The 13,784-nt window shown below is 41.2% G+C and carries 21 protein-coding genes and 1 pseudogene; 19 read left to right on the top strand and 3 right to left on the bottom strand.

Annotation, left to right across the window (positions count from 1 at the left end; genetic code table 11):
- Window position 1: 1 nt before the first annotated feature.
- The 3 genes from AC3CAU_RS11340 to AC3CAU_RS11330 all read right to left on the bottom strand — a co-directional run bounded on the left by AC3CAU_RS11340 (window position 2) and on the right by AC3CAU_RS11330 (window position 1,935).
- A complete protein-coding gene (locus tag AC3CAU_RS11340; RefSeq protein WP_447052872.1) occupies window positions 2-220 on the bottom strand; it encodes a hypothetical protein in 219 nt (72 codons plus the stop codon).
- A 317-nt stretch (window positions 221-537) separates the two neighbouring features.
- Window positions 538-1,242 (bottom strand): hypothetical protein, encoded by a 705-nt coding sequence (locus tag AC3CAU_RS11335; RefSeq protein WP_447052873.1) that lies wholly within the window; start codon window positions 1,240-1,242, stop codon window positions 538-540.
- Between the two features lie 12 nt (window positions 1,243-1,254).
- Window positions 1,255-1,935, bottom strand: coding sequence for a LexA family protein (locus AC3CAU_RS11330; protein ID WP_447052874.1), 681 nt, complete (start codon window positions 1,933-1,935; stop codon window positions 1,255-1,257).
- Window positions 1,936-2,025: 90 nt separating this feature from the next.
- On the opposite strand from AC3CAU_RS11330, the gene AC3CAU_RS11325 reads away from it, so the two are divergent.
- The 19 genes and pseudogenes from AC3CAU_RS11325 (at window position 2,026) to AC3CAU_RS11235 (ending at window position 13,721) form a co-directional block, all read left to right on the top strand.
- Window positions 2,026-2,253, top strand: a complete 228-nt coding sequence (locus AC3CAU_RS11325) for a Cro/CI family transcriptional regulator (RefSeq protein WP_447052875.1) — start codon at window positions 2,026-2,028, stop codon at window positions 2,251-2,253.
- Between the two features lie 10 nt (window positions 2,254-2,263).
- The gene (locus AC3CAU_RS11320; RefSeq protein WP_171529009.1) at window positions 2,264-2,584 is read left to right on the top strand and encodes a hypothetical protein; all 321 of its coding nucleotides are present in this window, start codon (window positions 2,264-2,266) and stop codon (window positions 2,582-2,584) included.
- A gap of 16 nt (window positions 2,585-2,600) precedes the next feature.
- Window positions 2,601-3,734: a hypothetical protein gene (locus AC3CAU_RS11315; protein WP_447052876.1), complete on the top strand. Its 1,134-nt coding sequence runs from the start codon at window positions 2,601-2,603 to the stop codon at window positions 3,732-3,734.
- Complete coding sequence (locus AC3CAU_RS11310; protein ID WP_447052877.1) at window positions 3,731-4,150, top strand: hypothetical protein; 420 nt, start codon at window positions 3,731-3,733, stop codon at window positions 4,148-4,150. The genes AC3CAU_RS11315 and AC3CAU_RS11310 overlap by 4 nt, the downstream gene beginning before the upstream one ends.
- Entirely contained in the window at window positions 4,147-4,305 is a 159-nt protein-coding gene (locus tag AC3CAU_RS11305; protein WP_447052878.1) for a hypothetical protein, read from the top strand. Before AC3CAU_RS11310 ends, AC3CAU_RS11305 begins: the two co-directional genes overlap by 4 nt.
- Before the next feature lie 2 nt (window positions 4,306-4,307).
- Window positions 4,308-4,727, top strand: a complete 420-nt coding sequence (locus tag AC3CAU_RS11300; protein ID WP_447052879.1) for a hypothetical protein — start codon at window positions 4,308-4,310, stop codon at window positions 4,725-4,727.
- A gap of 9 nt (window positions 4,728-4,736) precedes the next feature.
- Window positions 4,737-5,162, top strand: coding sequence for a hypothetical protein (locus AC3CAU_RS11295; protein WP_447052880.1), 426 nt, complete (start codon window positions 4,737-4,739; stop codon window positions 5,160-5,162).
- Window positions 5,159-5,437 carry a hypothetical protein gene (locus AC3CAU_RS11290; RefSeq protein WP_447052881.1) on the top strand — a complete coding sequence of 93 codons (279 nt, stop codon included), beginning with the start codon at window positions 5,159-5,161 and terminating at the stop codon, window positions 5,435-5,437. Before AC3CAU_RS11295 ends, AC3CAU_RS11290 begins: the two co-directional genes overlap by 4 nt.
- Entirely contained in the window at window positions 5,434-5,691 is a 258-nt protein-coding gene (locus AC3CAU_RS11285) for a hypothetical protein (RefSeq protein ID WP_447052882.1), read from the top strand. The genes AC3CAU_RS11290 and AC3CAU_RS11285 overlap by 4 nt, the downstream gene beginning before the upstream one ends.
- A gap of 66 nt (window positions 5,692-5,757) precedes the next feature.
- Window positions 5,758-6,144, top strand: coding sequence for a hypothetical protein (locus tag AC3CAU_RS11280; RefSeq protein ID WP_447052883.1), 387 nt, complete (start codon window positions 5,758-5,760; stop codon window positions 6,142-6,144).
- Between the two features lie 2 nt (window positions 6,145-6,146).
- The gene (locus AC3CAU_RS11275; protein ID WP_131213622.1) at window positions 6,147-6,329 is read left to right on the top strand and encodes a hypothetical protein; all 183 of its coding nucleotides are present in this window, start codon (window positions 6,147-6,149) and stop codon (window positions 6,327-6,329) included.
- Window positions 6,329-7,963 (top strand): portal protein, encoded by a 1,635-nt coding sequence (locus AC3CAU_RS11270; RefSeq protein WP_447052884.1) that lies wholly within the window; start codon window positions 6,329-6,331, stop codon window positions 7,961-7,963. The genes AC3CAU_RS11275 and AC3CAU_RS11270 overlap by 1 nt, the downstream gene beginning before the upstream one ends.
- Window positions 7,960-8,445 (top strand): Bbp19 family protein, encoded by a 486-nt coding sequence (locus AC3CAU_RS11265; RefSeq protein ID WP_447052885.1) that lies wholly within the window; start codon window positions 7,960-7,962, stop codon window positions 8,443-8,445. Before AC3CAU_RS11270 ends, AC3CAU_RS11265 begins: the two co-directional genes overlap by 4 nt.
- Complete coding sequence (locus AC3CAU_RS11260; protein WP_447052886.1) at window positions 8,438-9,112, top strand: hypothetical protein; 675 nt, start codon at window positions 8,438-8,440, stop codon at window positions 9,110-9,112. Before AC3CAU_RS11265 ends, AC3CAU_RS11260 begins: the two co-directional genes overlap by 8 nt.
- A 17-nt stretch (window positions 9,113-9,129) precedes the next feature.
- The gene (locus AC3CAU_RS11255; RefSeq protein ID WP_447054307.1) at window positions 9,130-10,026 is read left to right on the top strand and encodes a phage capsid protein; all 897 of its coding nucleotides are present in this window, start codon (window positions 9,130-9,132) and stop codon (window positions 10,024-10,026) included.
- Window positions 10,027-10,346: 320 nt separating this feature from the next.
- A pseudogene (locus AC3CAU_RS11250) lies at window positions 10,347-10,571 on the top strand (Acb2/Tad1 domain-containing protein); the annotation flags it as partial.
- Window positions 10,572-10,630: 59 nt separating this feature from the next.
- Complete coding sequence (locus AC3CAU_RS11245; RefSeq protein WP_447052887.1) at window positions 10,631-11,194, top strand: phage connector family protein; 564 nt, start codon at window positions 10,631-10,633, stop codon at window positions 11,192-11,194.
- A complete protein-coding gene (locus AC3CAU_RS11240) occupies window positions 11,194-13,263 on the top strand; it encodes a phage tail protein (protein WP_447052888.1) in 2,070 nt (689 codons plus the stop codon). The genes AC3CAU_RS11245 and AC3CAU_RS11240 overlap by 1 nt, the downstream gene beginning before the upstream one ends.
- A gap of 2 nt (window positions 13,264-13,265) precedes the next feature.
- Window positions 13,266-13,721 carry a GNAT family N-acetyltransferase gene (locus AC3CAU_RS11235; RefSeq protein ID WP_447052889.1) on the top strand — a complete coding sequence of 152 codons (456 nt, stop codon included), beginning with the start codon at window positions 13,266-13,268 and terminating at the stop codon, window positions 13,719-13,721.
- The last annotated feature ends 63 nt before the right edge of the window (window positions 13,722-13,784 follow it).

The following is a 13,784-nucleotide window of genomic DNA, read 5'->3' as shown; positions in this document are numbered from 1 at the left end:
GTTAGCCCCCGAAAAATAAAGTGATAAAAAAGCTAATAAGTACCCAGGCTACAAAAGAGAAAGCTGCGAAAAGAAAAATATCTATTACATCCGCTTTAAGTTGAGCACGGCGAGAAAGGCGCATTTCTTCTAATTTAGGGTGCTGAAACAACATAGGCTTTGTATTGCTTTCGTTCTTTGCGAACTCTGGCATTTGACTATGTGAAGGATATTGATTCATAATTGCCTCGTAGTTTTGAAAAAGCCCTTTGATGTCGTAGTCAGGAGGGCTTTTTTGTTTTTACCAGTTGGTGATAACCGCAATAACTTCACCAAGACGAACCACTTTTAGCTCACCATCACAGACAATTAGACTTGTATGGTTTGTGCCAGTTGCTATGGTTTTGAATTGAGCCATGAGTTATCTCGGTTTATTAGGTACAAGACAAATATTAGGCAATCCTAATAATAAAGTAAATAGGTATTCCTAATATTTTTGATATATTTTTTATAAGCATAAAAAAACCGCCATAGTGGCGGTTTAATAAATATTAGCGATTATGCTGTTAAGTCGGTTTTTACAACCCATTTCCCATTATTTGGATTTAACTCAGGGTGTAGTGTAGCGATCACATGACCAACAGCTGAAATATCACGATCATTGTTTGCTGTATCTACAAATCCCCAGTACACCAAGTTACCTTTAGTTATTTTTTCAGCATATTTATCATTGAAGCCAGCAACCAATGTTGTTTTACCCTTATTTGCTAGTTGAACAAGAAAGGCTTGGTTGTTATCTTTCTGCAAAATAATATCCTGGATGATACCAATGTTCATGGTATTTCTATCCATCGTAGCTATATAGTTTTCAGAAGCGTATTTAAACGCAGCTAAATTATTTTTAAAATATAAGTTTTTTTGATTGGGAATGTTTGTGTTTGTTCGTTGTTTTGGTATTTCTTTCTTTGCTTCATCTGCAGGCTCTATCGTTTTCTGTTTTTTCTCCTTGAAAACCCACCGCTTAATCTCGAATAGAATTTGATACCCCCAAGACATCAAAAGACCAAGTGGGATGAGATAGAAGAACAGGTGAAAAAACAATGAATCTCTTGATCCAGGTAAGTAATACGGTTCAAAAAGATCGTCAAACGAAATATCTTCTTTAATCATCCAAGAGAATAGAGAAAGCAAACCAATAACCAGGATGATAATGCCAACCCTTTGAACTGGCGTGGAAGTTCCATAATCCCATATTCTCTTCATAGCAAACTCTTATTATTTATAATCTCTCATATGGCGAACCATCACACCAATGATTGCTATACGGTGATCCCTGGATGAAATGGTTGGATAATCAGGATTTAACGGCACAAGTTCAAATTCTTCTCGACCATACTCATCATATCCAATCACTCGATATTTTTTAAAAGTGGCCTCATAAGATCCGTTCTGGGCAATTACATACGAGCCGGGTTGTGGTGCTAAAGATGCATCAACCACAATCGAATCACCTGGTAAGAACTCAGGTGCCATGCTCATTCCTTCAATAGTTAAGCTGAAAACCTCTGAAGGCTTTGCACTTTGATATGTTGTGTATGTCTTGCCTTTGGGATTAATTCCGTCATAACCGACGGTTCCAAATAAGCCTGCCTGAACAAAATCCAATACCGGAATTTCCATAAACGGTAAATTATTAAAGCTTACATTACTAAATTCAGTATTTTTTTCATCATCGGTCGGTTTCCCGACACCGGTAGCTAGCCACTTAGTATTCACTTTTAAGAATTGAGCAGCACGAATTAAATTTGGCCCTTCCATAGTTTTTGATTTACCACTAAGCCAATCACTAACAGATGGTGGCTTAACCCCAACAGCACGTGCAAGATCGACCCCCTTAATTTTCTTAGGTGGTAATACTTCCATTGCATATTTAAGACGTTCAGAGAGTGTTTTCATTAGGAAATCCTAACATGAAATAAATTAGGTATTCCTATTGATAAAAAATAAGGAATGCCTAATAATTAAAAAATTATTTAGGAGAACAACATGACTGATAACCAGCTTATTGAAGCTTTGGGTGGTCCAGCGGCAGTTGCGCGGTTACTTGGAATTCGCACTCCATCAGTGAGTGGGTGGAAACACATCCCAACTGACAGAAAAATTCGTTTAGCAGTAATTGCAGAGGACAAAGGCATTTCTACAAGAAAGGAGCTTTTTCCAGATACATATCAAGATATTTGGATTGAATTGCGTCCTAAAAAAGTTGCCGAATAAGGAACTGAAAATGTCTGAAAAATTACTCGAAAGTATTACTTTTAAATGTACCGATGGCGAAAAAACCAAAGCTATAGCTATTAGTAAGTCTAAAAAATTTAATTCTGTTTCTGAGTACATACGTGACCTTGTCATGCGAGATATCGCTGAAGTTGAAGCGTATTTAAATACTCTCATGCCGGTTATGGGTCTTACCAAAGAAACCGAAGATACATTTCACCTTGAACTGGCACCACGTCCGATCCGTGACGTAACTCCAAAATATTCAGGCGTAAAAAAAGTCCAACTGTGCGACCAGCTGGACTTTCTTGCCGTTCACTCCGAAAAGTAAACGAGGTATGGAACCGATGTTGAATTTAGCACAAAGCATGAGCGGAAAGAAAGAGCAGTGTGGGGAAATTGCTCAAGTTATCAGTTTCCCCAAGCCTTCATTATTAAAAGGGGCAATTGTGAGCACTCAAAAAAATGAAGATGGTTTTACACCATTACCTAACTTTATTTGTGATGAGGGGTATTTAGCCGTTCTGAGTGGTGAAGCCATCAAATGTTTAGTGTTTTTGAATCGTCATATCAATGGCTTTCATATAGGGCAACGCGCTATGGGCGAATCCTTAGTGATGAAAATTACAGGCATTAAAGATAAACGTACGGTACGTAAATACATGACTGAATTGGCGCACTACCAATTAGTCGAAATTCATAAAGAGAATGGGAAAAGCAACATTTACAGCATTACTTACAGTGAAAGACTACCTGCTAAACCAGTAGCATCGCATGTCACTGGTTATAATGATTCAGCCAATCAAAAACCAGTAGCATCGCATGTACCTAGTACATCAAATGCAGGTACATCTCATGTCACCACACCAGTAGCATCTCATGTACCTACCACCAGTGACATGGCATGTCACTCTGTAAAAGAAATAGATTTAAAAGAAAATATTAAAGAAAAAAAAGAGGAGGATTCTTCTGAAAAATCACGTTCTGAAGATTTCTTGAATTCATTCGAATATCACCAGGACAATCGAAACTTGTACAGCTTGAGAGAGCTTGCAGGTGTGTATTCAATTCAATCTGATTTGCACACCCAAGCGAAGAACCTGAATTCCGAACTTGCTGATGATTTTATTTTTGCTGAACTCAAGGGCTTTGCTCAGTGGGCGACAAACCAGTCAAAAAACACTGCACAGGGTTGGATGAACTTCTGGATCTACCGCATTCAAAATTTGAAATCATCAAAACCTAAATCACAGGTTCAAAAATCGAAAGCAAAAAAACTGTCTGATTCACAGATCAATTACTTCGTTTCAGAGCTTTGTAACTACGAGCCATTTACAGGAAAGTTTTCCAACCCTGGGGAACCACAAAAATCATTTGAAGCCCGAATCAAAGCAAACCTAAGAAACCCTGAACACATCAAAAAATATGGCCGATACCTGCACGAACTTGGGTTTGTCGTTGCTATGGAGGATTTTGCATGAAATACCAATCAGTGAAATTAACGCCGTGTGCGGATGCAGATGTATCAAAGCAAAAGCAACGTGAAGAACTGCAAACTGAAGTTGAGAAATTTTTAAAGCAGGGTGGGAAGGTTAAAAAACTTAAAGCCGCTGGATATGTACCACGTCCAGTTCTTAAAAAAGCTGCGAAAAATGAAAAGAATGCCTCTCTGATTGAAACAAACAAAATTAGAAAGTGGGCGAATGCAGGTGGTTATAACTCTGGAAGACGTACACAACTGGCCAATGCTACCCAAATCAGTCTTAAGCGTGTGCGTTCATTACTCAGCCCGGCTACGGTCCATGGCGCAAAAATGACTCGTGATGAGTTTCTTCTGTTTTCAAAAGCAATTTCAAAAATTGAAAGTGAGGAAGTGTCGCAAGGGAAAGCAGCATGAAACCTGAAGGAGCAACACATATCGAATCAGACGGCACATTTTGGATGAACCAGAACGGCACCTGGTACCACTGGAATAAACATTTTAAAAAATGGTGTGGCTATGCAGGGAATGCAAACCAAGCCTTTTTAAACAAATTAAGAATGGTGGCTTAAATATGAGATGGAGCGAGGAACAGTTAGATAACCATTTAAAAACGCACCAAATGCGAAAAAATGAGGTGTCACAGCCTTCTAAACAAGAAAGTGGGGCAAGAGCACTAGGCAGACTTAAACAGGGCGTAATGAACAAAACAGAGCGAAATTACGCAGGGTACTTAGAAAGCCGAAAATTCAAGGGAGAAATCCAGTATTACGCATTCGATTCAATCAAGTTTCGTCTTGCTGATAAGACGTTTTATTCACCTGATTTTATCGTTTTAAAAGCCAACGGTGAACTCGAAGCACATGAAGTAAAAGGGCACTGGGAAGATGATGCAAAAGTGAAAATAAAAGTAGCCGCTTCAATGCATCCAATTCCCTTCGTTGCCGTGTACTGGAATAGCAAAAACAACAATTGGGAATTTGAGAATTTCTAGGGGAAATTTATGGGAATGACGGTTGATTTATTAGCTTCTGCGGACTCTCCTCGCGCACGCGCGCGTTTTATTAACCAACGAACCAAGAAAAAGGTTAAAGAATTCCTCGTAAAACGTCGTGGATACAAGCGTCCAGACTTCAACCGCATGATCTTAGATTTAGGCCGCTTAGGTTGGACACATGAAAAGATTGCAGACGTTCTACCGGTGTCTGGTGCGTCTACAGTGAGTGAATGGTCAAGGGGCGGCATTCCAAATTACGACAACGGCGATGCATTCATTTTGCTTTGGCAGATTGAAGTTGGTTTAGATCGCTACCCACGTGAAGGTGAATGGGCAACGTACAAGTACAAGATAGGGCAATTAGATATGTTTGATGATTGGGATGAATTAGATGCTGTGATTGAGCAGCTGGATGAGGAGATTGGGAAGTGAAAGCAAATGAGTTTGTAAAGAAGTATGGATGGAATGAAGCAAGATTCTATGCAAAGCAATTTGATGATAAATGGATTGGTTTTGATATTGATGGGGTTGATATCATTCTTAATGCTTTTGAGCTAAAACGCCTGGTTGAAAGTCATGAGTTGATCATTAAAGATTTTGAATCAATTGAAATGGCTAAATATGAATACATGGTTTCAGGTTCACATTCAGATCCTTATTGGATTCAAGTAAAACAAGCCATTGCAGATGTGGAGAGTTGTCAATGACTGACTTTGAAGCAATTCTAAAAACCTTGCCTGAATATAAAAATCTGCTCATTCAACATGGCGAGCGTCTCTTTATTCAGCGTGATGGAGAGTATGAAATCTTAACTGTGAGATTGGCTTATAAATTTCACCACTTGGCAACCATGACCCATGTTGTTATTCCAGATGACGGAGTATTAAAGCCAGATGGGAGTTTGATGAATACAGGGAGAATTATTGCTTGCGACTCTTATGCCCCGATAAAGTCGAGATAATCACCCAACAAACCTCCATACCACTCAACCAACACTAGCCCTATCTATTATCGATAGGGCTTTTTCATGGCACGTCAACCAAGAACACCAGGTGCAACAACAGAAGCACCGAAAACAACAGAAGTAGTCACTCCAACCACGGCGCAACAATCCGATGATGTTTTAAATGAAATCCTCGGTGCACCTGATTCTAAGGATGCTGAAACCTCTGCTTCAACCGAACCAACTGGTACAGCTTACAAACCTGAAATTTTACTTATGGGTGAACCCATCGATGAAGATCCACAGGCTAAAAATGAATATGAAGAATTCCTTGAGTGGCGAAAAAACAAAGCTGTAGCAGCCAAACCAGTAGCACCGCATGTACCTGAATCCAGTGTAGGTGGTGAACCAGTTGCAAAGCGTACTCGTCCGGTTCTTGGTCCTCATGGTTGGACTTCAGAGGAGTACTAAACATGTGCGGAAAACCTAAAACAGTTGAGCAGGATCCAGAAGGCGATGCACAACGTGCCGCTGAAAAGGCAACGGCTGAAGCAAATACCAAGAAAGCTATGCGTCGGACTTCAGCAGGAAGCATGAGTGTTCTTGGTGCACAGCCTGACATCTCTAAAACCAAGTCAACTCTAGGCGGTGGCTAATGAATAAAGACGCTCGGAAGTTTGTTGCTCGTTTAAGTCAGCTTAAATCTGCACGTTCACAGTATGAATCGCACTGGGCAGATTGCTATAAATACGGTGCACCAGAGCGTCAGCAAAACTTTAGTTCTGATTCAAGTGTGAAAGGTCAGCGTGAAACTGAACGTGCTGATTTATACGATTCAACGGCGGCGGATGCACTGCAAGTTCTCGTTTCAATGATTATGAACGGTGTAACTCCTGCCAATGCTATTTGGTTTAAAGCACAGCCTGATGGTGTGGATGATATTTCTGTCTTAACTGAGGGTGAGCGATGGCTTGAAGATGCTGCTCAATTCATGTGGCGCAATATCCATGCAGCAAACTTTGACAGTGAAAGCTTTGAAACGGTCACTGACATTGTTACTGCAGGTTGGGGCGTTCTCTATACGGATATTGATCGTGAAGCAGGTGGCGGTTATGTCTTTGAGTCTTGGCATATCGGGAACTGTTTTATTGGTTCAACACGTGCTGATGGTCGAATAGATACCATTTACCGTGAACATGAAATGACAGTGGAAGCCATGATCAATACGTATGGTGAGAATAACTGTCATCACAGTGTGGTTGAGAAAGCAAAGACCGCCCAAGATGAAAAGATGAAGCTGCTACACGTGATTCAACCACGTAAGCAAGTGGGAGCAGGTCAGATCAACAAGGCTATGCCTTTTGCTTCATACCACGTTGATATCAATAACAATCACATCTTAAAAGAATCCGGGTACCACGAATTTCCATGTTCGGTACCACGATTGAGACGTTTGCCTAATTCAGTCTATGGCAATGGTCAGATGACGATTGCATTACCTGATGCTAAGACTGCCAATGAACTAATGAAAAACACAGTTCGTTCAGCAGATTTGCAGTTAGGTGGCATGTGGATCGCACAAGATGACGGCGTATTAAATCCGCATACCGTTCGTATTGGTCCACGTAAAGTCATCATTGCAAACAGTGTCGATTCAATGAAGCGCCTGGATGATGGCACCAACTTTCAAATTGCAGATTACTTACTCACCAACATTCAAGGCGGCATCCGTCGCAAGTTAATGGCTGATCAGTTGCCAAACATCGGCACCACGCAAATGACCGCTACAGAGATTCACACACGTGTTGAATTAATTCGTCAGATGCTTGGACCAATGTATGGACGACTTCAAACCGAGTACTTGCAATCAATCTTAGATCGTTGTTTTGGTCTGGCTATTCGTTCTGGTGCTTTAGGTCAACCACCTGAAGAACTATGGGGCAGCAATCTTTCATTCAAATTTGTATCGCCTATGGCACGTTCACAACGCATGGAAGAAGTGACAGCAACAGAGCAATACGTCATGAGCCTTTCTCAGTTTGCACAGGTAGATCAAACCATTTTAGACAATGTTGATTTTGACGCAGTTGCCGTCTTTGTCGGGAATGGTCGTGGTGTTCCACAAAACATTATGCGTACAGTTGATGAGGTTAAAGAGCTTCGTGATATGCGTCAGAAGGCACAGGAGGCGCAGAAACAGGCAGAGCAGCAGCAGCAGATGATGCAAATGGCAGGCAGTGCAGTTGCTAAAGGCATTGAGAAGCAAGTGGGTACGGAGACGATGCAATGATTTTGATTATCGCAGTACTGACAATTCTTCTATTGATTGCATGTGTGGGGTGGTGGAACTGCTACAGATCTAGACAGCTTGCAGTTGCTGCAAGTGAATTTGATAGAAGTGCAGCAAACACTCTTGAGTATCAGCTTCATGAAGAACGGTTAAGAGTAAATAACCTTAAAGCCGAACTTGCCGAACGTCCATTACCCGCACCAGAAGAAGAACCAGAAACAGGCAATTTTGTTAAACGCAAAGCCATACGTCGTGCAACCCCTGAAACCTATCGAAATGTATTTGATCTAGACATCAATGGTCAGCGTGTACTTGATCATTTGCAACTTACTTTTGCCAATAAATCTACCTATGTCCGTGGCGGTCAAGATGCTGAACGTGAGTCTTGTTTTAAAGCAGGACAGGCGAACGTCATAGGTTTTATTTTCAATCAAATCAATCAAGCGAATAACCCAGACTATAAGGAAGAAGTAAATGACTGAGCAAACCACAGAGACTCAAACTCAAGATGAAAACACCGAGCAAACTCAAACTAGCGTGTTAGCAGGTGATCAAACTCAGGGTGATGAAACTCAGACTCAAACCACAGAAGAAACTACAGCTGCACCTGGTGCGCCTGAATCAATTGATGGTTATGAAGTCAATGTTGAAGGCTTTAACTATGACGAATTCAAGGCGATTCCTGAAAACCAAGAGTTCTTAGAGCGTGCACGTGAAGCAGGTCTGGACAGTAAAAGCTTAAATTTCTTGCTTGGTGAATATAACCAGTTAATTCCTTCACTCATGGAAGGTAATGCGGCTTTAGACAATGAAGCATGCGTATCTGCCATGAAAGAAACGTGGGGAGCAGATACCGATACTAATTTTGGCTTTGCAAAAGCTGCTGCAAATAATGCTATTCAGAACGGCATTCTTACACCTGAAGAAGTAAACAGCCCTGAATTTGGTAACAATCCACTGGTGCTGAAAATGGCTGCTTATTTCGGCCAACAGCTTAATGAAGATACACCCCCTTCTAACACCCAACAAAGCGGTGCAGCAGATGTTCAATCATTGATGGTATCGGAGGCTTATTTGAATGAGTCGCATCCTGATCATAAACAGGTCTATGCCCAAGTTCAGAAAGCATACTCAAAGCAATATAGATAAGGGGTTAGTTAATGCCTATAGTTAATGAAAACAAAATCACGGCGGCGTTCGTTCAGCAGTTCCATGACAATTATGAATTAGCATCTGCACAGAATGAATCACGCTTGCTTAAAACTGTGGTGAACCGTGGTCGTATTCAAGGTGAATCATTTACGATTAATGATATGGGTCAAGTTGAAATGCAAGCGTCTGGTGCGCGTTTCGGTGATACAACTTGGACAATTCCAGATGCAGGTACTCGTTCGGTATTAATGGCTGATTTTGATTTGTTTATTCCGATTGAGTCACGCGATATTCCAAAGCTGAAAGCGCATCCAAACGATAAATATATCAAGCTTCTTTATAATGCGAAAAACCGCAAAATTGATGATGTTATTTACAGTGCTGCAATCGGTTCAATTAGCCGTAAAAGCGTTGCAGATAATGGCACCGCAACAACTACGCCAACAGTATTGCCGGCAGGTCAAATCATCCTTTCGGGTTTTGGTACCTTGAAACAGAAGATTATCAAAGCAAAATCTATCTTCCGTAAAAACGAAGTGGATGAGCATAACGGTGAACAGCTTTATATCCTCTACACATCAGACATGCTATCTAGCATTTTAGGTGATACCACACTTACATCTGCCGATTTTATGGCAGGGAAAATGCTACAGGATGGCGGTGTAGGTGGTAAGTGGATGGGCTTCAATTGGATTCCATACGAAAAATTAAGCCAAGGTGCGGCTGTAGGGGAGCTTCGTACGGTTGCTTACTCAGGCAGTGCAATTCATTTTGGTGATGCTGCAATCACTGACTTCGACATTACAACTCGTGCTGATAAGAAAAATATTAAACAGGTTGGTGGTGTTCACTCTCTCGCAGCTGGTCGTGCGAATGAGAAGAAAGTCGTTGCGATTGATTTTGTAGTCTAACAGTCAACTTTGGCTTCACACCTCTGAGCAGGGTGTGAGGTCTTTTTTATAAGGAGCAGCCAAAATGATTCAATTCTTAATGTGTCTTTTTGGTTTTCATGGTGCGACTGAGATTGGAACTGATACCAAGCCAGAGTGCCGAAATTGTTTAAAAGAAATTGAATAAGAAGTAGGAGAAACTTATGAATTTACCAAATCAAGAAGTTAGTGGTGAGTTAATTCACTCTGATGCTAATAATGTACTTGTAGATCATATGCAGGCACCTGATTTTCCAGATGGTCATTGGTACCAAATTTATAATCCAGAAAAATTTACAGTCGATATTTCTTTTCAAAACGGCCCAGTAAAAGAACACGGTGTTAATGGTATTACCAATGAAGCCTTGATGGCTATCATTCTTCACCGTTTGCGTATTCTAAATCAAGCTTTCCCATGCCGTGAAAACTCTTTGGCAATCACCAATTTTGAGCAAGGTTTGATGTGGTTAGAGCACCGTACACGCGATCGCTTAAATCGGGGTGTAGAAGGCCAAAACAAAGTTTAACACCCAACAAACCTAACCTTAAAAGCCCTCAAGATCATTAAAACTTGAGGGCTTTTTCTATGACAACTACAAAAGTTTCAATCTGCAATGAAGCACTGAGCATGATTGGTGCTAAGACAATTCAATCCTTTGATGACAATACGGAAAACGCACGTCGTTGTGCAGCTGTCTACGATTCATCACGTCGTGCATTGCTTCGCATGCATCCATGGTCATTTGCAAAGAAACGTGTACAGCTTGCACCAGTAACAACTTATCCAGCATTTGGTTATAGCCACGCCTTTCCATTACCTAAGGATTTTATTCGCGTCATTAGTGCAGGTGGATACAGTTACGAGTTTGAAGAACGTCATATTCTTGCTGATACCAATCTAATTAACCTGGTGTATGTAGCAGATCAGGACAATGAAAAACTATGGGATTCATTATTTTCTGAATGCATGGCGCTGTATCTGGTCCATAAACTTGCCAAGCCAATCACAGGCAGTCAAACCGAAGCGGATAGTGCATGGCAGAAGCTACAAAATATGCTTAAACAGGCACGTGCGATCAATGGCCAGGAACGTCCGGCACAGGATTTTGCAGCAGATTACTACCCTTCATTGATGGGAGTGCGCTACTAATGAAACAGCACATCATGAAGAATAATTTCAGTGCCGGTGAATTAGCACCCACACTGTATACACGTACAGATATTCAGCAGTACAGCAACGGCGCAAAGACGCTTAAAAATGTGATTCCACTGGTTGAAGGTGGAGTACGGAAAAGACCAGGTACTTTCTTTTTAAGCAATCAAAATACTGCAGTTCGTTTAATTCCGTTTGTTGTGAATTCGGACAATTCATTTTTGATTGTTTTGAAGCCTAATCTAATTGAGGTTATCAACCCTAAAACCATGGTTCGGATTGCTAATTTTGCAAGCCCATACACCAAAGAACAAATACCTAACATACAGTTTGTTCAGTATCGCTATGAAATGTTTATGACGCATAGTGAAGTACCTGTTCATCGGTTGTCATGTAATTCAGATTACGGAAATTGGCAAATCAATGAGTTTGTCTATTCTCATGTTCCGACTGATTCTGAAAGTGCACGCTACCCATTTCGAAAGGGTCAATCATCAGGAAAAGATCTAGGGGTATTCGTATCATTCACACTTCAAGCAATCAACAATTGGGTTGAAACACAGCCTTATTTAGCGGGTGACGTTGTTGCTTACACTGGTATTTATTTTCAATCACTTCGAGACAACACAAATAAGCAGCCTAATTTAAATTTCGCAGATTGGGCACCCACTACAGCTGAGCTTGGGGCAGTATTTACTGCAGCAGACATAGGCAAGTACATCGAAGTAAACGGCGGGATTATTAAAATTACGCAGTACATCAATGCAGATTGGGTCAACGGCGAAATTCTTAAAAAGCTTGATGCCAATATTCTAGCAATTGAGCGTTCATGGGGCATTATCCCTCCTGCATTCAATGGAGTGAATGGCTACCCTCGTTGCTGCACTTACTATAAACAGCGTTTAGTTCTGGCCAATACAAAAAAAGCACCAAATAAGATTTGGTTTAGTGGTGTGGGTGCTAATGGTAATTTCCTTGAAACGACAGAAGATGGCGATGCATTTAGTATTGTTTCAGCATCAGGTCTAGCCAACAGTATTTTGTTCTTAGAAGCACAGCGCGGTGTGGTATGCCTCACATCGGGCGGTGAATACATGGTTGATTCAGATGGTGCACTGACGCCTACAACCGTAAATATTAACGAACACAGTGCATATGGTGCTTATCCAATCACACGACCTGAACGAGTGGGTAATGAATTGCTATTCGTACAACGTGGCGGTGAGCGTGTACGTGCCTTGACCTATCGTTTTGAAGTGGACGGATTGGTTTCTCCGGAGATCAGCTCTTTATCTTCTCACATCGGTGAGATCCACAAAGGCATCAATGAGATTTCATACCAACAAGAACCTGAAAATATTGTCTGGTGTGTATTGGGTGATGGAAAAGTAGCATCAATTACCTTCAACCGAGACCAGGAAGTCATTGCATGGGCGCAACATGATTTCGGTGGATCTGTACTTAGCATTAGTTCCATTCCGACTCAACTGGGTTCAGATCGTGCATTCATGCTTATCAATCGCGGTGGCACTGTTTGTTTAGAAGAATTGTCTTTTGATGCCTTGGTTGATTCTCAACGTAGTGTAAATCTTGTCACTGATACCGTAGATAAAGGCGTAACCTATCTAAACAACATTTCAGCTTATCAGCGTGATAGTGATGCAGTTTACCAGGTTGGATTTACTGACAATGGTACAACCATGACATTTGGTGGAATGGCAGGGCAATCTATTAATTTTGGTCAGGCTATCGAATGCATTGTTGAGCTATTCCCACCGGAACTTAGCCAGGCACCCATGTCATCACTCATGCATAAAGCAAAAGTAGATCGTATAAGTTTCTTCTTTAACAAAACCATTGCACCAGAAATCAACGGCGAATTAATCGAATTATTCACCTATGACGACAATCCTTTAGCACCTCAAAAACCCCACACAGGCTATCACCTGCATGAAGGTGGATCATGGGAAAGTCTGCATGAAGTGCCTTTGGTAATTTCACACAACAAACCGCTACCGTTTCACTTGCAAGCTATAGCTATGCAAATGTCTATCAATGAGAAATAACCATGCGATTACGTGTAGCAACGCTTCCCGATGTGCCTGCAATGGTCGCATTGGGGCAGGAATTTATAAAAGAAGCGCCGAATTATCAAAGCCGTCCTTATGTTACTGAGCATGCAGAAAAGCACTTCACCAGTTTGATTAAAGGTGGTGGTGTGATTTTTCTAGTTGAGCACCAGGAACAAATCATTGGTGGTTTTGTGGGTCGCATGGGTGGTGACTGGTTCAACGATATAAAAATTGCATTTGATGATGTGCTGTATGTAGCACCTGAGTTTAGAAAATCCAGAGCAGCTTACATGCTGATTCAAGCATTTATCCGGTGGGCACAATTGATGGGTGCTGATCGCATCCAGTGCGGTACCACAACAGACGTTGAATCCGCTGCATGCATTCGTTTGTACAAACACTTTGGATTCACCGAATACGGCACAGTTTTAGATTTGGAGCTAAAAGCATGAGCGATATTATTTCACCGGATAATACTGGGCTTTTGGCTCATATCTTACTACTGAAATGAACGA

This window comes from Acinetobacter sp. GG23, assembly GCF_057766365.1.
Note: the sequence above shows the minus strand (reverse complement) of the source record. Positions and strands in the feature narration are given on the sequence as shown.

Coding starts and splice junctions, on each gene's coding strand:
- AC3CAU_RS11240 (WP_447052888.1), top strand. CDS start 11,194: ATGAAACAGCACATCATGAAGAATAATTTCAGTGCCGGTGAATTAGCA.
- AC3CAU_RS11265 (WP_447052885.1), top strand. CDS start 7,960: ATGATTTTGATTATCGCAGTACTGACAATTCTTCTATTGATTGCATGT.
- AC3CAU_RS11270 (WP_447052884.1), top strand. CDS start 6,329: ATGAATAAAGACGCTCGGAAGTTTGTTGCTCGTTTAAGTCAGCTTAAA.
- AC3CAU_RS11295 (WP_447052880.1), top strand. CDS start 4,737: ATGGGAATGACGGTTGATTTATTAGCTTCTGCGGACTCTCCTCGCGCA.
- AC3CAU_RS11340 (WP_447052872.1), bottom strand. CDS start 220: ATGAATCAATATCCTTCACATAGTCAAATGCCAGAGTTCGCAAAGAAC.
- AC3CAU_RS11285 (WP_447052882.1), top strand. CDS start 5,434: ATGACTGACTTTGAAGCAATTCTAAAAACCTTGCCTGAATATAAAAAT.
- AC3CAU_RS11335 (WP_447052873.1), bottom strand. CDS start 1,242: ATGAAGAGAATATGGGATTATGGAACTTCCACGCCAGTTCAAAGGGTT.
- AC3CAU_RS11310 (WP_447052877.1), top strand. CDS start 3,731: ATGAAATACCAATCAGTGAAATTAACGCCGTGTGCGGATGCAGATGTA.
- AC3CAU_RS11305 (WP_447052878.1), top strand. CDS start 4,147: ATGAAACCTGAAGGAGCAACACATATCGAATCAGACGGCACATTTTGG.
- AC3CAU_RS11280 (WP_447052883.1), top strand. CDS start 5,758: ATGGCACGTCAACCAAGAACACCAGGTGCAACAACAGAAGCACCGAAA.
- AC3CAU_RS11275 (WP_131213622.1), top strand. CDS start 6,147: ATGTGCGGAAAACCTAAAACAGTTGAGCAGGATCCAGAAGGCGATGCA.
- AC3CAU_RS11300 (WP_447052879.1), top strand. CDS start 4,308: ATGAGATGGAGCGAGGAACAGTTAGATAACCATTTAAAAACGCACCAA.
- AC3CAU_RS11325 (WP_447052875.1), top strand. CDS start 2,026: ATGACTGATAACCAGCTTATTGAAGCTTTGGGTGGTCCAGCGGCAGTT.
- AC3CAU_RS11320 (WP_171529009.1), top strand. CDS start 2,264: ATGTCTGAAAAATTACTCGAAAGTATTACTTTTAAATGTACCGATGGC.
- AC3CAU_RS11260 (WP_447052886.1), top strand. CDS start 8,438: ATGACTGAGCAAACCACAGAGACTCAAACTCAAGATGAAAACACCGAG.
- AC3CAU_RS11235 (WP_447052889.1), top strand. CDS start 13,266: ATGCGATTACGTGTAGCAACGCTTCCCGATGTGCCTGCAATGGTCGCA.
- AC3CAU_RS11315 (WP_447052876.1), top strand. CDS start 2,601: ATGTTGAATTTAGCACAAAGCATGAGCGGAAAGAAAGAGCAGTGTGGG.
- AC3CAU_RS11330 (WP_447052874.1), bottom strand. CDS start 1,935: ATGAAAACACTCTCTGAACGTCTTAAATATGCAATGGAAGTATTACCA.
- AC3CAU_RS11245 (WP_447052887.1), top strand. CDS start 10,631: ATGACAACTACAAAAGTTTCAATCTGCAATGAAGCACTGAGCATGATT.